This is a genomic window from Kingella kingae, assembly GCF_900475905.1.
Lineage (GTDB): Bacteria > Pseudomonadota > Gammaproteobacteria > Burkholderiales > Neisseriaceae > Kingella > Kingella kingae.
The window spans coordinates 733,076-753,402 of record NZ_LS483426.1; the positions used below are offsets into that span (position 1 = coordinate 733,076).

The 20,327-nt window shown below is 48.3% G+C and carries 17 protein-coding genes, 3 tRNA genes and 1 pseudogene; 2 read left to right on the top strand and 19 right to left on the bottom strand.

Features of this window, described 5'->3' with window-relative positions; translation table 11 throughout:
• Positions 1–32 precede the first annotated feature (32 nt).
• The 17 genes from trhP to DQN52_RS04090 form a co-directional block, all read right to left on the bottom strand.
• Positions 33–1,403, bottom strand: coding sequence for a prephenate-dependent tRNA uridine(34) hydroxylase TrhP (trhP, locus tag DQN52_RS04010; RefSeq protein WP_003785219.1), 1,371 nt, complete (start codon positions 1,401–1,403; stop codon positions 33–35).
• Between the two features lie 109 nt (positions 1,404–1,512).
• Positions 1,513–2,514, bottom strand: a complete 1,002-nt coding sequence (locus tag DQN52_RS04015; RefSeq protein ID WP_003785221.1) for a TraB/GumN family protein — start codon at positions 2,512–2,514, stop codon at positions 1,513–1,515.
• Between the two features lie 136 nt (positions 2,515–2,650).
• Positions 2,651–4,024 carry a DHA2 family efflux MFS transporter permease subunit gene (locus tag DQN52_RS04020; protein ID WP_032827579.1) on the bottom strand — a complete coding sequence of 458 codons (1,374 nt, stop codon included), beginning with the start codon at positions 4,022–4,024 and terminating at the stop codon, positions 2,651–2,653.
• A gap of 3 nt (positions 4,025–4,027) precedes the next feature.
• Positions 4,028–4,756: a DNA repair protein RecO gene (gene recO, locus DQN52_RS04025; protein ID WP_003785223.1), complete on the bottom strand. Its 729-nt coding sequence runs from the start codon at positions 4,754–4,756 to the stop codon at positions 4,028–4,030.
• A 74-nt stretch (positions 4,757–4,830) separates the two neighbouring features.
• Complete coding sequence (locus tag DQN52_RS04030; protein ID WP_003785224.1) at positions 4,831–5,316, bottom strand: TlpA disulfide reductase family protein; 486 nt, start codon at positions 5,314–5,316, stop codon at positions 4,831–4,833.
• A gap of 185 nt (positions 5,317–5,501) precedes the next feature.
• A complete protein-coding gene (lolD, locus tag DQN52_RS04035; protein WP_003785225.1) occupies positions 5,502–6,188 on the bottom strand; it encodes a lipoprotein-releasing ABC transporter ATP-binding protein LolD in 687 nt (228 codons plus the stop codon).
• A complete protein-coding gene (locus DQN52_RS04040; protein WP_032827580.1) occupies positions 6,181–7,437 on the bottom strand; it encodes a lipoprotein-releasing ABC transporter permease subunit in 1,257 nt (418 codons plus the stop codon). Before DQN52_RS04040 ends, lolD begins: the two co-directional genes overlap by 8 nt.
• A gap of 326 nt (positions 7,438–7,763) precedes the next feature.
• Positions 7,764–8,402 carry an HI_0552 family protein gene (locus DQN52_RS04045; protein WP_003785227.1) on the bottom strand — a complete coding sequence of 213 codons (639 nt, stop codon included), beginning with the start codon at positions 8,400–8,402 and terminating at the stop codon, positions 7,764–7,766.
• A gap of 52 nt (positions 8,403–8,454) precedes the next feature.
• Positions 8,455–8,712: a hypothetical protein gene (locus DQN52_RS04050; RefSeq protein WP_003785228.1), complete on the bottom strand. Its 258-nt coding sequence runs from the start codon at positions 8,710–8,712 to the stop codon at positions 8,455–8,457.
• Positions 8,713–8,733: 21 nt separating this feature from the next.
• Entirely contained in the window at positions 8,734–9,471 is a 738-nt protein-coding gene (locus DQN52_RS04055; RefSeq protein WP_003785229.1) for a Rossmann-fold NAD(P)-binding domain-containing protein, read from the bottom strand.
• Positions 9,472–9,535: 64 nt separating this feature from the next.
• Positions 9,536–9,612: transfer RNA gene (locus DQN52_RS04060), tRNA-His, on the bottom strand.
• A 26-nt stretch (positions 9,613–9,638) separates the two neighbouring features.
• Positions 9,639–9,715: transfer RNA gene (locus DQN52_RS04065), tRNA-Arg, on the bottom strand.
• Between the two features lie 31 nt (positions 9,716–9,746).
• A tRNA-Pro gene (locus DQN52_RS04070) sits at positions 9,747–9,824 on the bottom strand.
• 127 nt (positions 9,825–9,951) lie between these two features.
• Positions 9,952–11,184 carry a sugar transferase gene (locus tag DQN52_RS04075; RefSeq protein ID WP_003785230.1) on the bottom strand — a complete coding sequence of 411 codons (1,233 nt, stop codon included), beginning with the start codon at positions 11,182–11,184 and terminating at the stop codon, positions 9,952–9,954.
• Entirely contained in the window at positions 11,181–12,005 is an 825-nt protein-coding gene (locus DQN52_RS04080; RefSeq protein ID WP_003785232.1) for a glycosyltransferase family 2 protein, read from the bottom strand. The genes DQN52_RS04075 and DQN52_RS04080 overlap by 4 nt, the downstream gene beginning before the upstream one ends.
• Before the next feature lie 3 nt (positions 12,006–12,008).
• Complete coding sequence (gene trpA, locus DQN52_RS04085; protein WP_003785234.1) at positions 12,009–12,791, bottom strand: tryptophan synthase subunit alpha; 783 nt, start codon at positions 12,789–12,791, stop codon at positions 12,009–12,011.
• A 169-nt stretch (positions 12,792–12,960) separates the two neighbouring features.
• Positions 12,961–14,223, bottom strand: a complete 1,263-nt coding sequence (locus DQN52_RS04090) for a hypothetical protein (RefSeq protein WP_003785236.1) — start codon at positions 14,221–14,223, stop codon at positions 12,961–12,963.
• Between the two features lie 289 nt (positions 14,224–14,512).
• Between DQN52_RS04090 and DQN52_RS04095 the strand changes: the two are divergent.
• Positions 14,513–16,612 (top strand): annotated as a pseudogene (locus tag DQN52_RS04095) (RelA/SpoT family protein); the annotation flags it as partial.
• Positions 16,613–16,881: 269 nt separating this feature from the next.
• Positions 16,882–18,846 carry an RNA polymerase sigma factor RpoD gene (gene rpoD, locus DQN52_RS04100; RefSeq protein ID WP_003785239.1) on the top strand — a complete coding sequence of 655 codons (1,965 nt, stop codon included), beginning with the start codon at positions 16,882–16,884 and terminating at the stop codon, positions 18,844–18,846.
• 182 nt (positions 18,847–19,028) lie between these two features.
• Here the strand turns inward: rpoD and cas2 are convergent, their stop codons facing one another.
• Together cas2 and cas1 are read right to left on the bottom strand one after the other, a co-directional pair.
• Entirely contained in the window at positions 19,029–19,355 is a 327-nt protein-coding gene (gene cas2, locus DQN52_RS04105) for a CRISPR-associated endonuclease Cas2 (RefSeq protein ID WP_003785240.1), read from the bottom strand.
• Positions 19,348–20,262 carry a type II CRISPR-associated endonuclease Cas1 gene (cas1, locus tag DQN52_RS04110; protein WP_003785243.1) on the bottom strand — a complete coding sequence of 305 codons (915 nt, stop codon included), beginning with the start codon at positions 20,260–20,262 and terminating at the stop codon, positions 19,348–19,350. Before cas1 ends, cas2 begins: the two co-directional genes overlap by 8 nt.
• Between the last annotated feature and the right edge of the window lie 65 nt (positions 20,263–20,327).

Genomic DNA, 20,327 nt, shown 5'->3' on the forward strand with positions numbered 1-20,327 from the left:
TTGTTTACGAAAAGTGCAGGCTGCTTTCTTATTTACGCGGTTGGCGCATCGTTCTGAATCACACGCGCCACCAGTGCTTTATCGCGCCCTTGCATATTCGGGATTTGCACCTGAATGCCGTTGCCTGCCGCCACGTCCACAAACTCGCCTTTGCGTTTCATTTGTGCCAACGTGATTAACTGGTTGCCAGTCGGGTGGATAATTTCCAGCAAATCGCCGACAGAAAATTTATTTTTCACGTCAATCGTTGCCCAACCGTCTGCGTCAATCGCGCTGATTTGTCCGACAAATTGTGATTGTTTGGCAATGGAATGTCCGTACAAATAATTTTGATATTCTTGTGTTTGATGGCGTTCCAAAAAGCCTGATGTGTAGCCACGATTTGCCAAGCCTTCCAATTCCGCCAACAAGCCGTAATCAAATGGTTTGCCTGCAACCGCGTCATCAATTGCTTTGCGGTACGCCTGCGCCACTCGTGCAACGTAGTAAACCGATTTTGTACGCCCTTCTACTTTCAGGCTGTCTACACCGATTTCCGCCAATTTCGCCACTTGCTCAATCGCGCGTAAGTCTTTGGAATTCATGATGTATGTGCCGTGTTCGTCTTCCATGATTGGCATCATCTCACCTGGGCGATTGGATTCTTCAATCAGGAAAACTTTGTTGGCGGCTGGGTGGCGTTGTTGTCCGTTGATGCCTTCAAAAGCAGAATTGGCTTCTTCTTGCGCGGAATTGAAATTGAAACCTTGCAATAATTTTGCGTCGCCCATTTCGTCTTCCACCGCGTCATGAACCTTGTAATCCCAACGGCAAGAATTGGTGCAAGTGCCTTGATTTGGGTCGCGGTGGTTGAAATAACCTGATAATAAACAACGTCCTGAATACGCAATACACAATGCGCCATGTACGAATACTTCCAATTCAATATCGGGGCATTCTTGGCGGATTTCGGCGATTTCGTCCATGCTCAATTCGCGCGACAAAATAATGCGTTCTACGCCCATTTTTTGCCAGAATTTCACGCCCCAATAGTTGGTGGTGTTGGCTTGCACGGATAAATGGATAGGCATGTCTGGGTATTTTTCGCGCACTTCCATGATTAAACCGGGGTCAGCCATAATCAGCGCATCGGGTTTCATGGCGATTAGGGGTTCCATGTCGCTGTGGAAGGTTTTGAGTTTGCTGTTGTGCGGCAAGGTATTTACGGTCAAAAAGAATTTTTTGTTGCGCTCGTGCGCTTCAGTAATGCCTTGGCGCAACACGTCTAATTTGGCAAATTCGTTGTTGCGGGCGCGAAGTGAGTAGCGTGGTGAACCTGCGTAAACGGCGTCTGCGCCAAAATCAAAAGCAGCGCGCATGCGTTCTAAGCCACCTGCTGGGAGTAATAATTCTGGAGATTTCATGTGATGTGTTCTTTCAAAAGGAAGCAGCCTGCACCAGTTGCAGGCTGCTTGTTTAATTGGGCTGCATTATCGTTTTTTTTGCGATTTAGGTCAAACAGATAACTTGAATTTATGGTTTATACGGCTCAACCGTGTAACCTTGTTGGCGCAACAGGGCAATCACGCCTTTTTCGCCAAACAAATGCGCCGCACCCACCGCAACCAAAGTCGGTTTTTGCGCCAAATATTGCGATAACTTGGGAATCCAGTTGGCATTGCGTTGATACAAAATTTGCCCATCAACAATTTTGCCGATAATGGCGTGGTCTTGCGGGTCTATGTCTTCCAAAATGGCTGCACCGTGGCTGGCTTGCCATAAATCGGCAACATTGCGTTGCTCGTAATCGCGCAACAATTTGGCTTGCATGGCAATGGCTTTGTTGCGGTTGGCAAGATAGCTGTCGATGCCGCGAATGGCAACATCATCGGGCAGTTGGCTTAACATTTGATACGGTTCTAGCAATTCCAATCCCAATACAGGCTTGTTTTGCGCTTGCGCTGATTTTGCCAACAACATATCGATGCCGTGATTAAAATCGTAGCCAGCAGGCGTGTCGGCATAACCCAAATGAAACCAAATTGCCCACGGTGCAAGGCTAATCGGTGCATCGGGCTGGGCAAACAGTTGAGCAAATTCGGGCATGACGGATTGGACGAACACTTGTTGTACAGGGGCGATGCGTTTTTTGCCAATGGTGCTGTTGAGCGATTTTTCTACCATTAAAGTTGCCATTAGCTGCATGGCGATATTGGGATTTTTTTCTAAATATTCGGGTGCAACGGCTTCGGTTTCCAGCACCAACTGCTGACTTTGTTGCAACGCGGTTTGGAAATCGGCTGGCAACTGGCTGTTGGTTTTGCCGATATGTACCGTGCCAATGAGTACGCTATTGGGCTGACCTGTTTTGCTAATCTGCCAAATCAGCGATTGGGTGTTGTCGCGAGCAGCCTGCACTTGGGCGGTGGCAACGCTATCGGAAGCAGCCTGCACTTTTTGTGTGGGTTCGGCTTGGGTGCAGGCGGTTGTCATCAATAGGGCAAAGGGGAATAGCCATTTGAATAGGTTGGTCATATTTAAGTCCTTTGGGTTGATAAACGTGTCAGAAAAATAGTCGTAAGTCGGGCTGGCAGCCCGACAAATCTGTGAATATTGTGAAATGTGTCGGGCAAGCCTGCCCGACCTACGGTCATTTTACAGGAAGTCTTAATCAACGCACCAAATTACTGCCATCGCGCCAATGCAATCGCAAAAACGTGAGCGATGACAACAGCGTCATGCTGCTAATCGCCCAAAATGTGTAGCGAAAGGCGGTATGCAGGCTACTTGGGTTGTGTTGCGCGAAAAATTGTAGCCATGCCGCGCCAATCGCTGTGCCAAAGCTAATCGCAAGCTGTTGGTTTACGGTCATCAGACTGCTGCCGCTGCCTGCTTGCTGTGGGCGCAAATCTGCCAGCGTGAGCGTGTTCATAGACGTAAATTGTATGGAATTGCACGCGCCCAGTAGCAATAAAATCGGCAACAAATGCCACAGCGGTGCATGGGCATCGGGAATGGTCAGCGCAAGGGTTAGCAAGCCAATTAGGCAGGTGTTGATGGCGAGTGTGCGTCTGTATCCCAAGCGCGTGATAATCGGTTTAATCGTGGGTTTGACCATGATGGACGCGGCGGCAAGTGGCGCAAGCACCCAGCCTGCTTGGCTTGGACTGCGCCCCAATCCCAGTTGCACTAATAGCGGTAGCAAAAACGGCAAGCAGCTCATGCCCAATCTGCAAAATAAATTGCCGATTAAACCGAGCCGAAAGGTGCGAACCGACAGCAGTTGTAGGTTGTATAAGGGCGATGGGTGTTGCTTGGCGTGTTGCCAATAGCCAAACCACGCGCACAGTGAGAATAGGGCGGTTAAGCTGCTAAACCAAGCAGCCTGCGCGTGTTGTGCGGTTTCTACGGCAAAACTCAATCCCAATGCGCCGCCGCCAAATAGCAAAAAGCCGAGTAAATCAAACGGTTGATTTTGTTCTTTTTTGAAATTGGGCATGATGCGAATGGCGGTAGCAATCGCGATAAAGCCAAAGGGTAGGTTAATCAGAAAAATCCAATGCCATGTGGCGTATTCCACTAAATAACTGCCAACAATTGGGCCTATGATTGGGCCGATTAGTGCAGGCATGACGATGTAATTCATCACGTTGATTAGGCGACTTTTGTCATAGGCTTGCATGACAACCATGCGTGGCGTGGGGGCTAACATTGCGCCGCCCATGCCTTGTACTACTCGCGCAAACACTAACATCGGCAGGCTGCTTGCGACTGCACACAACAGCGAGCCTGCCATAAACACGCTCATGGCGGCGATGAACACGCGCTTTGTGCCATAGCGGTCGGACAGCCAGCCGCTCAATGGCATAATCAACGCCAAAGTGAGCGAATAGGCAATCACGGCAGCCTGCATTTGTAACGGCGATTGGTTTAAATCTTGCGCCATGCTGGGCAATGCGGTATTCAAGATGGTGGAATCCAGCATTTGCATAAAAATCGCCAAGGTAAGCAGCAGGGGCAAAAAGCGTGAAGGTTGTGTGGACATGGCTTATAGACTGTTTTTTAGTTGCGCCAGTTGTTGTAACACTTGGCGGCTGGCGATGTGTGGTACATGGTGTTGAATCAACACGCGATTCAATGCCAACGCGCTGTTGAGTTGATTGGGTTGCAGGCTGCTTTGTTGCAATGCGTGCAACACGTTGCCTTGTATCAAACACGAATCGGGCGACAACACGGCTTGACTGGGTTCTATGGCTTGTGCTGCGTGTTCGGCGCGTAGCAAATAATAGGCATCGGCAATAATTGCGTTGCCGTGCTGGTCGGTTTGCGTGTCGGGCGCGTAACCCAAAGCGTTGAGCAGTTGCCATTCAAAATAACGCAAAGCTGCGGTGTGCGATGTGGCTTGGGCGATTTGCTGCATAAGTTGTTGCAAGGCTTGATAAATGGCGGGATTTGGGTCTTCTCGCACCGTGAGTTTTAGCACCAATTCGTTGGCATACATTGCGCTAAACAAGGCACGGTTTTTCGGTTGCGCCCAGCCGCCCAACCATTCGGCGCGGTGTATGGTTTTGAGCTCTTCTTTGCCAAACCACGACACGCTAATTGGCACAAACGGCACAAGTACGCCACGCAATTCCGAGCCGCGAGTACGCGCACTTCGCGCCAACAAAGCCACGCGCCCGTAGTTTTGGCTGAATACTTCTAGCCACAAACTGGTTTCGCGCCATGGTTTGCTGCTCAATACAAAAACGGGTTGATGATTGATGCGTTGTTTCATACAAAAAATCTATGAAAGCAGCCTGCATTTTTCTGTGAATAAAATGTGCAGGCTGCTTTGCTATATTGATACGATTACTTCAATCCACATTTAGACTTAACCGCCGCCACCGCGCTATCCAATTTCGCTTCGGTCAATTCGCCTAACACGGCTTGCTGTTGGTTGCAGCTTGGCGCACGAATCACGGTATAAGGCAACGCGCCCACTTGGTTGCCAAACGATTTCATCATCGCGCGGCTGTTGTTGCCCGTGTATCGCCAAATGGGATACGACACAGGCGTGCTTTTCAAAAATTGCGCGATGTTGGCGGTTTCGTCCATGGCAATACCTACCATTTGCACGTTTTGGCGTTTACCTTTTTGCGTGTACCAACGGCTCATGGCAGGCATTTCTTTGCGACACGGGCCGCACCAAGTCGCCCACAAATTGATGATTTGCACAGGGGCTTTGGCGTTTAGCTCTTGCGGTTTGTTGCTGCCGTGTAGCACAAATTCCGAAGCAGCCTGCACAGGTGTGACAACGGCAAAGAGTAGGGCGGTTAAAATAGCGGTTGTTTTCATGGTGCTTTCCTTTTGGGTTACAAAGAGTTTAGTGTAGTAGGTCAATACAATCGTTCAAAATGACAGCAACGGTTGAATAACTGCTAATCCGTTCCCTCTCCTTTGGGGAAGGGGATTAAATGGCAGGCTATTCAAAAATTCACAATAAATTTGTGTAGATACCTACGGCTGTGAAGTCAATCTCATCACGCGCCAAACGGCACAAGTCGACCATCTTGCATGGTAAGCGTGCGATTAAAGCGCGTTGCCAATTCATCATCGTGCGTGACCACCACCAAAGCGGTGTTCAATTCTGCCTGTAATTCCAATATCATCTCCAACACATGACGCGCGTTATTTCGGTCTAAATTGCCAGTCGGTTCGTCTGCCAACAAACATTGCGGACGTTTCACCAAAGCACGCGCAATCGCGGCACGTTGGCGTTCTCCGCCCGATAATTCGGCTGGGCGGTGCATCATGCGTTGCCCCAAACCGACTTTTTCCAACATCAAAGCAGCCTGCACTTCGGCTTCATCGCGTTTCATTTTGCCTATTAACAACGGCATCATCACGTTTTCCAACGCGCTAAATTCTGCCAACAAATGATGAAATTGGTACACAAATCCCAAATATTGATTACGCAGGCTGCCCAGTTGCGTTTGGTTGAGCGCAGACAAATCTTGCCCCATTAGCGAGATTTTGCCCGATGTTGGCTTGTCCAATCCGCCCAAAATGTGCAGCAACGTGGATTTGCCGCTGCCCGATGCGCCAATAATGCTGACGCTTTCGCCTGCTTGAATTTGCAAAGTCAAATCGCGCAACACTTCAACGTGCAGGCTGCCATCTTGATAAGTTTTGGCGACTTGTTGGCAATCAATCACACTATTATTCATAACGCAAAGCCTCCGCAGGTTGGGTGCGAGACGCGCTCCAACTTGGATAAAGAGTTGCCAATAAAGACAAAATCAACGAAATAGACACCACGCCAATCACATCGCTGGTTTGAATGTCGCTGGGCAAATAGTTAATAAAATACACTTGGGACGACACAAATTGTACGCCAAACCATTGTTCAATTTGCGCGATGATTGCGCCGATTTTCCATGCTAACAGCAAGCCCAGCACCAAACCTGTGAGCGTTCCCAATACGCCTGATACCATGCCTTGCACCACAAAAATCTTCATCACACCGCGTGGCGACAAGCCCAAAGTTCGCAAAATGGCGATGTCGGATTGCTTTTCGTTTACCGCCATCACCAAAGACGACACCAAATTGAACACTGCTACCACAATAATGCAAGTCAGCAGCAACGTGAGCATGCGTTTTTCCATTTCTACGGCGTTGAAATAGCTGCGATTGTTGTCCGTCCAGTTTTGTGTCCACAAGTTTGTGCGTTCGCTTTCGGGCAACAAAGTTTGCATAACTGCTGGCGCATTTTGCGGGTCGGCTAATTTTAGGCGCAGACCAATCATCGCATCGTCTAGGCGATACAGTTTTTGCGCGTCTGCCAAATGAATCAAAGCCATGCTGTTGTCGGCTTCGTCCACGCCTGTTTTGACAATGCCCACCACGCTAAATTGCTTCAAACGTGGCACAACGCCTGCTGGGGTAACATTGCCTTCGGGCGTGATAACGGTTACTTTGCCGCCCACTTCCGCGCCCAAAATTTGTGCCAAACCAGAACCCAAAATAATGCTGAATTCGTCCGCTTTTAAGTCCTCAAAACTGCCTGCGCTCATTTTGTTGGCAAAATCTACTACGCTTTTTTCTTGTTCGGGCAAGATACCGCGTAGCTGTATGCCGCGCACTTCGCCCGAATTGGCGATTAAGCCTTGCCCTGCTACATAGGGCGCGGTTGCCAATACTTGTGGCTTGCCTGCAAATTTTTGTTGCAGCGATTGCCAAGTTTGTGTGGCGTTTTTGCCTGTCACGATGTGTCCGACTTCGGCGTGTGGCGCGATGTTGAGCAGTTGCCCACGAATTTCTTTTTGAAAGCCGTTCACGACCGACAGCACCACAATCAGGGCAATCACGCCCAATGCGATGCCAACAATCGACATAACGGAAATAAACGACATGAATCCGCTGCGCTTTTTGGCGCGTAGATAGCGCAATCCAATCCAAGTTTCTAGTGAAACCATGTGCAGGCTGCCTTTTTTGGTTGAAATCTTCGTACAATCTGAAATTGCCGTCATTCTCGCGTAGGCGAGAATCCATTTAACTTATTCAGTTATTGGATTTATTTTCTGTTATAGTGAATTAAATTTAAATTAGTACAGTGTTGCCAACTCCCTTATGTACTAGATGTACACGGCGGTCGTTGTCGCCTTGTCCTAATCTAAATTTAATCCACTATACTTAAATATCACGTTGGATTCCTGCCTACGCAGGAATGACGAATAGATAAGATTGACAAAGTTTTTAAGTTGATAAAAAAATAGCGCGTATTGTAGCGATTTAGCGCGTTCTAATCAAAACACCGCGCGTAAAGCTGGGCAAGTTGCTGTAAATGTTGCGCCGTCCACGCCACGCAATCGTGCTGTGCCAATTCGTCGCGCGACAAGGTTTTGCCAATGCGATAAAAATCATCGCCTTCGCGCCACGAATAATGTGCAGGCTGCTTTTCGCCCACCAACGGGTGCGTGGCGTATTCGCTGTCTTTGCCGCGCCAAATGTGCCAATCGTGCCAATTTGCGTGTGCTAGTTGCGCCAAATAGCCGTGATATTGCCCAACGGTGCTGTTGGATTTTGCTGCGCGATAGGCATGCCAATCCAAGCTCACAATCAAGTTTTGGCGATTGAGTATCAGCGACAAAATCGGCGCATCGTGTTCATGCCCTGCCAATTTGAAAAACGCAAACAAATGAGCGCGAACTTGCCAACCATTGCACCAGCGTTCAATGTGCGTTGCGCCAATCGGCAAGCCAGATGCTTGCAAAGCAGCCTGCACTTGTTGCACAAACTGTTTCCAATCCGTCCAAGCCACGCGATAGTGCGCTTTGACGGTTTCAATGGAATCGGGCGCAAATTGCTTCATCTGCGCAAATTGGTAAAACGGTTGGTTGAGCGTGTCGCAATGCCACGCGGTTAAAATCGGTTGCTTCATGGGGTTTATCGCCTGTGTCGGTCTTCGTTCATTTGTTGAATGCGAATGTGTTCTACCAAATCGCGGTGTCTATCGGCTTCGGTTTTATCGCCCAGTCAAAGCCCTTTTTCTTGCTGCTGCTACCGCTGCTCGCTAGGGTTGCCCAAAATGGCGGTAAAAACGGCAAAAACAGCCAAATGCTGCCATAAATCAAGCCAACCAACGCCGTAATCAACATAATCGGAATCATGACAACCAGCCACAAACCGACGCACACCACCACGCCGACCACCCAAATCACGCAATGCCAAAAAATTTGCCACCAATCCATGATGCCACTTCTTTTTATGTTTTATGTGGTTGAAATAATTTGCTTGGCAGACGCAGGCGCATTATCCAGCCAAACAGGTGCAGGCTGCCCCAGTTTTTTCGCTTCACGCGCATAAAAATCACGTTTACACAATGCAGGCTGCTCTACGGCATGCACAATACGGCAACCGTTGGACGACAAAGCAGCCTGCACCAATTTTGCCACCGCCGCATCGCGATGAATCATATTGGCAACCGCATTACCGCCCGATAACGGCATTTCGCGCCGCAACAGCGAATACAAAGGATGTCGCTCCGCCGTATACAAGCCGCCCAAACGCACAATATCCACGTTTGTCGCACCGCTGTTCAACAGTAACTGCTCGGCAGCCTGCACTTTTTTGCCCGATTCCGTGCTAGGGGTTGGCACAGTTCGCTCATCGCACACACCTTGTGTCGCGCCAAACACGCCCACGCTGCTGCCATAAATCCAATGTTGCACGCCAACACGCTGACCTCGCTGCACCCACCAAGCCACCGTTGCCGCATAATCCGCCATCGCAGACGGTGGCAACAACAGCACCCAAGTCGTGTAGTTTGCCCAATGCGCTTGCCAAACAGGGCGATTCAAATCCGCTGCGTCCAAAGCAATCGGCAAATTCACATCATCAGAAGTCAGATGCCGTTTGATTGCACCAACCGCAATATTTTGTTGATACAAAGATTCTGCCAACGCACGACCCACAAAGCCCATGCCAATAATCAAAACCGAAATCGCCATTGATTTTCCTGAATGCAAAAATACCGCACTAACAACTGCTAGTGCGGTATAGATATTTAACTAGTGGGGTGGCAGATGGGACTCGAACCCACGACCCTCGGAATCACAATCCGATGCTCTAACCAACTGAGCTACAGCCACCACAAAAACAAAAATGTTGAGTCATTTGGCACGCCCGACAGGAATCGAACCCGTAACCCCCGACTTAGAAGGTCGGTGCTCTATCCAGTTGAGCTACGGGCGCATTATCTGGAACGTATCAAAGTAAGAATAAGTGGTCGGGGCGGTGGGATTCGAACTCACGACCCTCTGCTCCCAAAGCAGATGCGCTAACCGGGCTGCGCTACGCCCCGACTGTTTGCTGGTAGCTGTGAACTACCGAAGAGCCGAACTATACAGATTGGCTCGGTATTCGTCAAACATTTCTTTGCAAGAAAAGACGATAAATTACATTATCTTTTGTTTTGTATGGTGAAAAAGTTATCGTGCGCCAAAGCCTGTCAGAATAATTTTGATGGTTTTGAACACAATTAGCAGGTCTAACGACAGCGAAAAATGTTTGATGTAGTAAAAATCGTGTTCAATTTTGACGCGGGTTTCGTCTTCGTTGCCTGCGTAGCCTTGTGTTACTTGCGCCCAGCCCGATAAACCTGGTTTGACGATGTGGCGATAGTTGTAAAACGCGATGCTTTGTTCAAATTGTTCTACAAAGACTTTTTGCTCGGGGCGCGGCCCGATTAGGCTCATGTCTCCTTTTAAGATATTGAAAAATTGGGGCAATTCGTCTAATCGTGTTTTGCGGATAAAGTGTCCGACTTGGGTAATGCGGCTGTCGCCCACTTGCGCTAGTTTTGCGCCGTCTTTTTCGGAATCTTGGCTCATGCTGCGGAATTTGTAGATACGAAATTCGCGTCCGCCTTGTCCTACGCGGTTTTGGGTAAACAAAACGCTGCCCGAACTTTCCAAGCGAATGGCGATTGCGGTCAGCAGCATGAGTGGCAGGGCAAAGGGTAGGGCGCACAATACGCATACGATGTCGAGCAGGCGTTTGACTAGCATATAGGCTGGCGATGGCAACAGTGAGCCCAAGTCGTTTTCATACATGTGATGAATTTGCACGCGCCCTGTGAGCGATTCTTGGATTTGGCGAATGTTGTACACGGGTATGCCGCGCAGGGTGCAGGCTGCTAAAAATTTTTGCCATTCGGGGGTTAAATCGGGGCTGTGTAAATCGGCAACAACGGATTGCAGGCTGCTTTGTGGCAAAACGGGTTGTTGCAGTTCTATCCAGTTTACATGGGGGATTTGCTGGGCTTGGCTGGCGCGTCCGATTGGAATATAGGCAATGTGTGGAATGTGGCGGTTGCGGCGAATGAAGTCGCCCACAAAAAACGCGGTCGCCAAAATGCCGTTGGTGATGACAAAGCTGTTGGAAAAGGTAACAAAAAACACGGCACTCATGCCAAACACGCTGCTGTATGACAAGCCAACGGCGGGCAAAATGTGCAGCCAGCTTTGTTTGCCAGGGAAATACAGCAGTTTATTGATGGAAATAGCGGCAAGCGTGTAGGCAAGCAGGCTAATCAAATTGCTGTTGATGACTTTGCTGTTGAGCGGATTGATGTCTTTGAAAAATAAATACAATTCTGTGGTGATGGCGGCTAATACAATGCCTGTGAGCAAGCGAATAAAAAGAGAAGGCGTGGGTTTCATGTTCGGCGTAGCCAAGTGTAAAGGTGTTGCAATAAAAAAGTGGGGAGCAGGCGCGGCAAGGTGCGTTGCAGCAGGCAAAATACGGCGGCGAGCGGGGCTTGCAAGCGCAATTGGCGTTTGAGTTGATATAACTGCCATTCGCTTTGGACGTATTGCCAACCGCGGCGGCGTTGCACCATATTTGTGCCTGTTCGCGCGTAAACCAGCACATCGGGCAAATTAGCAGCCTGCACATTTTGCGCCAGCATTCGCAGCCACAAATTGTAGTCTTCCATAAACCAATGATGTTGATAACCGCCTGCTTGCTGCACCGCGCTTTTGCGATAGGCAATAGTCATGTGGTTGAATGGATTGCGTTTTTGTGCGAATTGTTGAATCTGTTGATGGGATTCGGGAACGCGGCGATTGCCGTGTGCTTGTTCGGGCGATTGCGTGAACTCGGCGATTTGTGCGCCCAGTAACGCCACATTGGGGTGCGTGGCTAAATACGCCAGTTGTCGCTCAAAGCGATGCGGCGCGGCAATGTCGTCTGTGTCCATGCGAAACACCCAATCGTGCTGACAATGTGCCAAGCCGTGATTGAGTGCTTTGCCCAAGCCCACATTGTGCGACAAAGGCAATACGCGCAAAGGCAATCGCGTTGCCCAATCGTCCAAAGCAGCCTGCAATTGGGGCGTAATGTTGCCGTCTAACACAATGACAATTTCATCGGCAAGGCAAGTTTGCGTGTGCAGGCTGCTTAAACATTGGTTTAAAAATGCAGGCTGCTCGCGTTCGTATAGCGACATCAAAACCGAAAAGGGAGCGTATTGAGTTGGCATGATTTAAATCGCGGCAACCAATTCGCGCACCAAATCGCCCACGGCTTGCGGTGCGTTGCTGCCGTGTTCTTCAATTTGTTTGACAATGCAACTGCCCACAATAACCGCATCGGCAACTTGGGCGATTTGCGCCGCGCTGTTGGCATCGTGAATACCAAAGCCCACGCCAATCGGAATGTGAATGTGTTGGCGCAATACCGCGATTTTGTCAGCAACGGCTTGCGTGTCTAGCTGCGCTGAACCCGTTACGCCTTTGAGCGAAACATAGTACACAAAACCGCTGGCACGTTTGGCGATTTCTTGCATACGCGCTTCGGTGGTGGTGGGTGCAATCAGGAAAATGCAGTCCACGCCACGCGATTTTAAGGCTTCTTGCAAGGGCGCGATGTGTTCAATCGGGCTATCTACGGTTAGCACACCGTCCACGCCAGCTTCGGCAGCGGCTTGGGCAAAGGCTTCGTAACCCATTTTGTGAATGGGATTTAAGTAGCCCATCAACACCACAGGCGTGTGTTGGTTGCTTTGACGAAATTCGCGCACCACGTTCAAAACATCGTGCAGCGAAACGTGGTTGGCAAGAGCGCGTTCTACGGCGCGTTGAATGGTTGGGCCATCTGCCATGGGGTCGGAAAACGGTACACCCAATTCCAAAATGCTTGCGCCAGCTTGCGCCATGCTGTGCATCAGTTGAACAGTGGTGGCAAGATTGGGGTCGCCCACGGTGATGTAGGGAATCAGGGCTTTGCGCTTGCCCAGTTGAGCAAAAGTTTGTGCGATGCGACTCATGATTGTTCCGTTTGGTTGATTGGAAAGGGTAGGATTATAGCGTGAAAATAGATAGTGAATTCAATTCAAGGCACAATGCTCTTTTGTGTGATTTAGGCATACTGTGGCTTGTTGATTATTCGGTTGAATTGAATTCACTATATTGGTGATTTGAAATGGTTAAGCTATATTAAAACCAATAGCCAAAGTTGAACGTAAAGCCATTATTGTCTTTGGCGCGAACATAGCTAACGCCTGCGCGTAAAAACGATTGGTGGCTATTGTTGTTGCGATGCGTGCCTAATGTCACGCCAAATTCTTGCATATCGCGCATAAACGGTTTTTGTCCGCCAATATAGCGCGTGTCAATCAATGAATATTCAATGGCTAATTGTTGGCTTCCCAGCGTAATCGGTTGGGATAGCATCACACCATTGCGTAACATCGTTTGTTTGATATTTGGGTCAAATGAATAATCGCCTGCTTTGAATTTGCCTGTGCGGTAGTGGCCAATCATATTGGCGATATTCAAATCAAACTGCTCAAAAGGAATATGATAGGTACTGGTTAGGCTGGCACTGGTTACCGATGCAATCGTTGCGCGGTCAACTGAGCCTGTTAGGGCATAACGAACACCAGGTGTCAGCGTCCAATTTTGGGTAATGGGGAAGCGATGTGCGATACCAACACCCGCATGATAACCTTTCGCTTTACCAATGGTGTACATGGTTAAAGGCACGCTAATAATAAGCTGCTGACGCGAATCGTCGCCCGTTCCAATCGAATACGACAACGGCAGGGTATAAGAATTGATGCGCTCGCCATTGTTGGAGAACGAACCAATGCTCACACCTGTTCCGATGAGATTGTTGATAGGAGTGGCATCGGCATTGGTGGTGCTTTCTTTGTTGTCTGTGCTGCTAGACGGCGTGGTGGCAATATTGCTAACCGATTGAATTTCAGTATTGAAATCGGTGGCTGCCATAGTGGGCATAATCCCTGCTGCACCTGTGATGGGGCTGGCGGCAGAATGTTTAGATTGGTAGCGCATCATGTCGCCAATAATGCCACTGTGTTTGACCCAATCTTCAAAAGCATCTTGGGCTTTTTTACGGGTTGCACCAGTGAACACTTTGTTTTCAATGCCCAAGTCTGGTGCATTAAAAACCAAATCGTTCGAATTGGCGGCATACGACGCGGTAAAGTCCACATCGTTAATTCGTCCAACGGCAAAGGCAGCAGAAGATTGCGTGTAGCCGCTATTGGATAGAGAGAAATCTTTAACCAAATCAATCAAATCGCTAGAAGTATTGGAGCAGACTGTTGCGCCAGTATTGCCCGACACATCAACGCGAAAACCATAACTGTTGCTACATGCCAGCGTGTTGGCGTGAGCAAAGTTGCCAAAAGAAAAAGCCAATGCAAGTGCGAGTGCAGAATGTGTCAAACGCATAGTTGTTACTCCTAGTGTATCAAGTCATCAATTAAGGTGGACAGCCCAATCTTGGATTGTTAAGTTAATGCCAAGAAATGTTAAATATCCACATATTTGGATTTTAACTATTTTTGTTGGCTGTGTGGACTTTTGTAGCACAAAATAAAACAATACTTTGTATAATCGCAAACTTTACCGTTCTCGTTGTTGCATAAAAAAGGAAGCCAAAATGAACCCAGCCCATTTGCAAGATTATTTGGACTATGCCAACAACCAGCCTGCACCCGAACAAAAACTATTGCAGGCTGCTTTAAAATTGGCGCAAACCCATTATCCAGACGATGCCGTAACCACATCGGCGCACGAACCTTTGTTGCAACATTTATTGCAGGCTGCTTTGATGGTGCGCGATATGGATTTGCTTGCCGAAGCCGTTGCTGCCACGCTTTTAACCGATATTTCCACTTATTGCACCGATTGGAAAACGCAAGTGAGCGAGCAATGCGGACAAGCCGTTGCCACGCTAGTAGCAGGCATAGACGAAGTACAAAAACTGACGCATTTTGCCAAAGTAGATGCACTTGCCACGCCCGAAGAACGCGCCAATCAAGCCGAAACGATGCGGAAAATGTTGCTTGCCATGGTGTCCGATATTCGCGTGGTGCTGATTAAATTGGCGTTGCGAACACGCTCTATGCAATATTTATCGCAAACGCCCGACAGCCCACAAAAACGCGTCCTTGCCAAAGAAACGCTGGATATTTTTGCGCCGCTTGCCAACCGTTTGGGCGTATGGCAACTCAAATGGCAGCTCGAAGACTTGGGTTTTCGCCACTACAACCCCGAAGAATACAAACGCATCGCCAAATTGTTGGACGAAAAACGCACCGAGCGTTTGGAATACATCGAACAATTTTTAAGCAGCCTGCAAACCGCCGTAAACCAAGCAGGCATTCAATGCGATGTGGCAGGCCGCCCCAAGCACATTTATTCCATCTACAAAAAAATGGTCAAGAAAAAGCTGGATTTTGACGGCTTGTACGACATTCGTGCCGTGCGCGTGTTGGTAAACAGCGTGTCGGAGTGCTACACCACGCTCGGCATTGTGCATAGCCTGTGGCAGCCAATCCCAGGCGAATTTGATGATTACATCGCCAACCCCAAAGGCAACGGCTACAAAAGTCTGCACACTGTGATTGTCGGACCAGAAGACAAAGGCATTGAAGTACAAATCCGCACCCACGAAATGCACGAATTCAACGAATTTGGCGTGGCAGCGCACTGGCGATACAAAGAAGGCGGCAAAGGCGATTCGGCATACGAACAAAAAATCGCGTGGCTGCGTCAGTTGCTAGATTGGCGCGAAAACATGGCAGAAAGCGGCAAAGAAGATTTAGCCGCCGCGTTCAAAACCGAATTGTTCAACGACACCATTTACGTTTTAACACCGCACGGCAAAGTATTGTCGTTGCCAGCAGGCGCAACGCCGATTGATTTTGCCTACGCCTTGCACAGTAATTTGGGAGACCGTTGTCGCGGCGCAAAAGTAAACGGACAAATCGTGCCGTTGTCCACGCCATTGGAAAACGGTCAGCGCGTAGAAATCATCGCCGCCAAAGAAGGCGTTCCGTCTGTGAACTGGCTGCACGAAGGCTGGGTCAAATCCAACAAAGCGATTAGCAAAATCCGCGCGTATATCCGCCAACAAAACGCCGAAGCTATTCGTGAAGACGGCAAAAATCAGTTTGATAAAGCGATTGCCAAAATCAACCCCAAGCCCAATCATCAACAGTTGTGTGAAAAGCTCGGTTTTAAACATTTGGACGATTTGTTTACCGCAGTCGGGCAGGGCGAAGTGTCGCCACACGCCATACAAAAAGCCGCTGGTGTGCTCAACGAACCGCCGCCTGTGCCGATTAGCGAAACCAGCATCGTTAAAAAATCCAAAATCCAATCAGGCGGCAAAAATGGCGTGTTGGTGGGCGGCGAAGGCGGTTTGCTGACCAATCTTGCCAAATGTTGCAAACCTGCACCGCCCGATTTGATTGTCGGTTTTGTAACGCGCGACAAAGGCGTGTCGATTCATCGCCAAGGCTGTGCCGATTTTGAACACTTGGCAACGCAATCGCCCGAAAAAGTGATGACAGCAAGCTGGGCAGGCATAGACGCAGGACAAATGTTCGCGATAGACATCGAAGTCCGCGCCCAAGACCGCAACGGCTTATTGCGCGATGTGTCCGATGCGCTGGCTCGCCACAAAGTGAACGTAACCGCCGTGCATACACAAACGCGCGACTTGGAAGCCAGTATGCGCTTTACGCTGGAAGTGAAAAAAGTAGATGAATTGCCGTGCGTGTTGGCATCGCTGGCAGAAGTCAAAGGCGTGAGTGGCGTGATGCGCTTGTGATGCGATAAATAAAAATGCAGGCTGCTTTTTTGCTATAATCGCGCCCCTAAATCCGCAAATAAGGATTGCAATCTCAACATTTGCCCTTATATTGCGAGCCACACCGTTTTGTTTTACTTTTTGCCTGAAAGCCCAAAACATGGCTATTGCAGGTTAAATACCAAGTGCAGGCTGCTTTTGAATGGGAAAAATCCCAACCGTATTTCTGAATAACGCGCTATTAACATTTCAAAGCAGCCTGCACTTTATCCGCAATAACGAGAAATCTTATGTCAAATCAACATTTTCAAGACAACGATACCGATGACAACACATTGGACGACTCACGTCCACTCACGCCCGAAGAACAGCGCGAGCGTTTGCGCCGTTTGATTATGCTGGGCAAAGAGCGCGGCTACATCACCTATGCCGAAATCAACGACTCCCTGCCAGACGATATGTCCGATGCCGAACAAATTGACGGCATTGTCAATATGATTCAAAGCCTTGGCATTCAAGTAACCGAAGAAGCACCCGATGCCGATGCCTTGCTGATGAACGACAACAGCACAGGTATCACCGATGATGACGCGGTTGCCGAAGCCGAAGCCGCCTTGTCGCAAGCTGATTCCGAATTCGGGCGCACCACCGACCCCGTGCGTATGTATATGCGCGAAATGGGTCAAGTGGAACTTTTGACGCGCGAAGACGAAATCAAAATCGCCAAAGAGATTGAAAACGCACTCAAAAATATGATTCAGGCCATTTCCGCTTGCCCAGGTTCGGTTGGCGAAATCTTGGAATTGATTGAGCAAATCAAAAAAGACGAAATCCGCGTAGATGAAGTGGTAGAAGCGATTATCGACCCCAACGAAGTGTTGCTCAACGAATTGGGTTTGGGACATTTAGAAAGCAGCCTGCAAAGCGATAACGATGCCGCCACAGATAGCGATGACAGCAGCGACGAGTCGGACGAAGACGACGACAGCGACAGTGGCGATGCAGGCAGCATGGACAATCAACAAAACTTGGAAGAGCTCAAAGCCGAAGTGTTGGAGCATTTCAAGCAAATCGAAAAAAGCTACGGCTTGATGATTCGTGTGCTGGATAAAAACGACAGCAAACACGCCAAATATTTGGAACACCGCAATAATATCGCGCAAAAATTGTTGGAAGTGCGCTTCTCTACGCGTCAAATCGAAAAATTGAGCGATAACTTGCGTAGTCGTGTAGAACAAATCCGCAAGCTGGAACGCGAAATCCGCGATATTTGCCTAGACCGCGTTCGCATGGACAGAGAATACTTTATTGAGCAATTTATGCCCAATGCCACCTATTTGGAATGGATTGACGAAGAAGTCGCCAAAAACCGCGTGTGGAGCGAGGCTTTGGGGCGTTTCAAACACGCAATTTTGGAAAAACAAACCGAAATGGCGGCGTTGGAAGCCCATGCGCGAATTTCGATTGCCGAGCTAAAAGACATCAGCAAAAACATGGTGAAAAGCGAAAAAGAAACCGCTGCCGCCAAGCAAAAAATGATTCAAGCGAACTTGCGTTTGGTGATTTCTATCGCCAAAAAATACACCAATCGCGGCTTGCAATTCTTGGATTTGATTCAGGAAGGCAATATTGGTTTGATGAAAGCGGTGGATAAGTTTGAATATCGTCGTGGTTATAAGTTTTCGACTTATGCGACTTGGTGGATTCGCCAAGCGATTACGCGCTCGATTGCTGACCAAGCCCGCACAATTCGTATCCCTGTTCATATGATTGAAACAATTAACAAAATGAACCGCATTTCGCGTCAGTATTTGCAGGAAACGGGCGAAGAACCCGATTCAGCAAAATTGGCGGAATTGATGGAGATGCCCGAAGACAAAATCCGCAAAATCATGAAAATCGCCAAAGAGCCGATTTCTATGGAAACGCCGATTGGCGATGACGATGATTCACACTTGGGCGATTTTATTGAAGATGTGAACAACGTTGCGCCAGCCGATGCAGCCATGTATTCGAGCTTGCGTGAAGTAACTTCCGATATTCTGGAAAGCCTAACGCCGCGTGAAGCCAAAGTGCTGCGTATGCGTTTTGGCATTGACATGAATACCGACCACACGTTGGAAGAAGTGGGCAAGCAGTTTGATGTAACGCGCGAGCGTATTCGTCAGATTGAAGCCAAAGCATTGCGTAAATTGCGCCACCCAACGCGCTCGGATAAATTGAAGAGCTTCTTGGATAGCGAAGAAGGCAAGTAAATCGTTGTAAATAAAGTGCAGGCTGCTTTTTCAGTAACACGAAAAGCAGTCTGCACTTTTTATTTAATTCAATTGAGTTTGAGAGTGTAGTTCCCTTTCTCATTTCGCAATGCTACAATACCCCTGCCCGAAACCCTGATAAATTCAAGGTTTCGGGCATTTTTTCACTTCAAAAAATCACGCTAAAACAGCAAAAATTGCTGTGCATTCACCCGTTTTTCTTGCGTTGGTTTATCGCCAAGCAGCACTTTCATCGCGACAAATTGCTTTTCCGTTACTTCCAAACAGCGTACCGAACCTTCTTTTGGTAGATTCGCGCAAAGCCGTTTGTGGTGTTTTTCCAACATATCTCGCCCACGTACAATCCGTGTATAAACCGATAATTGCAACCGAATGTAACCGTCTTTTACCAAAAAACGGCGAAAATCATTAGCCGCCTTGCGTTTGGCGCGACTGGTTACGGGTAAATCAAAAAAGACGATGATTCGCATAAATTGGTTCTCACTCATAGTTATGTTCTTTTAAAGACAATAATTCAGGCAGCGTCAATTTTTGTGCATCTTTTTCTTTCAAAGCAGCCTGCAAACTCGCTACCGCACGGTCTATCGCGCCCAATGTAGTGAAAATTTGCCCACGCCAACGCATTTGATAATGCAATAATTGAATCAAATTTTGCTTATTGTGTGGCGTTAATTCATCTTGCAGGCTGCCTGAGAGCGTGGTGGTATGCACCCATAAATCCACCAAAGGACGAAACGGCTCAATAACATCATCAGCTAAATTAAACGGATTTTGCTCGTTGTGATGATGCAATCCCAACGCTGGCAACCAACCATATTGCACCAACGCTCGCGCCACCGCCGAACGCAAAATGGTGTAGCCATAATTTAAATGCGCGTTCAGGCTGTTTTCTTGTTGGCGCGTGAATTCATCGCCAAAAGCTGCCTGAAAATAATAAGCCGCCGCTTGCGCTTCTTGATTGTCGCTGTCGCCAGATTTGACTTTTTCGGCAAAATGCAACAATCGCTCGGCGGCTTTGTCCGCACCCATTTCATTTAACACAAACGATTGATTGATGATTTTTTGACGAACAATTTTTTGCCAAAGCTGTTTTTTCTGCGGCAAAGTCGCGTTTAATTGCAAATTCAGCGTTTTGAGTGGGCGATGATATTGCGCGAATGGCAACCATTGACCGCATGGCAAAAATTGCTCATCACACGTCAATAAACCAATCCCATTTTGCGCCAAAGCCGATAGCAAGGGCGCAGTCAAAACGGTTTCGCGGTTTTCCACCACAATTATGGCAATGTCTTCTAATGGTACGGTGTGGCTGCCGTCTTGTTGTGCAATCAATAATTGATTGTTGTGTAAAGATAATTTACCACCTTTGCTGATTAACAAACTTCGCCAACTCATTTTGATGCTCCTTGAAAAAAATCCCCCAAACGATGATTTAATATTACTTTAAATCATCGTTTGGG

Excerpts from the sequence above, each read along its gene's own strand:
- trhP (WP_003785219.1), bottom strand. The coding sequence starts at position 1,403 with ATGAAATCTCCAGAATTATTACTCCCAGCAGGTGGCTTAGAACGCATG.
- DQN52_RS04015 (WP_003785221.1), bottom strand. The coding sequence starts at position 2,514 with ATGACCAACCTATTCAAATGGCTATTCCCCTTTGCCCTATTGATGACA.
- DQN52_RS04020 (WP_032827579.1), bottom strand. The coding sequence starts at position 4,024 with ATGTCCACACAACCTTCACGCTTTTTGCCCCTGCTGCTTACCTTGGCG.
- recO (WP_003785223.1), bottom strand. The coding sequence starts at position 4,756 with ATGAAACAACGCATCAATCATCAACCCGTTTTTGTATTGAGCAGCAAA.
- DQN52_RS04030 (WP_003785224.1), bottom strand. The coding sequence starts at position 5,316 with ATGAAAACAACCGCTATTTTAACCGCCCTACTCTTTGCCGTTGTCACA.
- lolD (WP_003785225.1), bottom strand. The coding sequence starts at position 6,188 with ATGAATAATAGTGTGATTGATTGCCAACAAGTCGCCAAAACTTATCAA.
- DQN52_RS04040 (WP_032827580.1), bottom strand. The coding sequence starts at position 7,437 with ATGGTTTCACTAGAAACTTGGATTGGATTGCGCTATCTACGCGCCAAA.
- DQN52_RS04045 (WP_003785227.1), bottom strand. The coding sequence starts at position 8,402 with ATGAAGCAACCGATTTTAACCGCGTGGCATTGCGACACGCTCAACCAA.
- DQN52_RS04050 (WP_003785228.1), bottom strand. The coding sequence starts at position 8,712 with ATGGATTGGTGGCAAATTTTTTGGCATTGCGTGATTTGGGTGGTCGGC.
- DQN52_RS04055 (WP_003785229.1), bottom strand. The coding sequence starts at position 9,471 with ATGGCGATTTCGGTTTTGATTATTGGCATGGGCTTTGTGGGTCGTGCG.
- DQN52_RS04075 (WP_003785230.1), bottom strand. The coding sequence starts at position 11,184 with ATGAAACCCACGCCTTCTCTTTTTATTCGCTTGCTCACAGGCATTGTA.
- DQN52_RS04080 (WP_003785232.1), bottom strand. The coding sequence starts at position 12,005 with ATGCCAACTCAATACGCTCCCTTTTCGGTTTTGATGTCGCTATACGAA.
- trpA (WP_003785234.1), bottom strand. The coding sequence starts at position 12,791 with ATGAGTCGCATCGCACAAACTTTTGCTCAACTGGGCAAGCGCAAAGCC.
- DQN52_RS04090 (WP_003785236.1), bottom strand. The coding sequence starts at position 14,223 with ATGCGTTTGACACATTCTGCACTCGCACTTGCATTGGCTTTTTCTTTT.
- rpoD (WP_003785239.1), top strand. The coding sequence starts at position 16,882 with ATGTCAAATCAACATTTTCAAGACAACGATACCGATGACAACACATTG.
- cas2 (WP_003785240.1), bottom strand. The coding sequence starts at position 19,355 with ATGAGTGAGAACCAATTTATGCGAATCATCGTCTTTTTTGATTTACCC.
- cas1 (WP_003785243.1), bottom strand. The coding sequence starts at position 20,262 with ATGAGTTGGCGAAGTTTGTTAATCAGCAAAGGTGGTAAATTATCTTTA.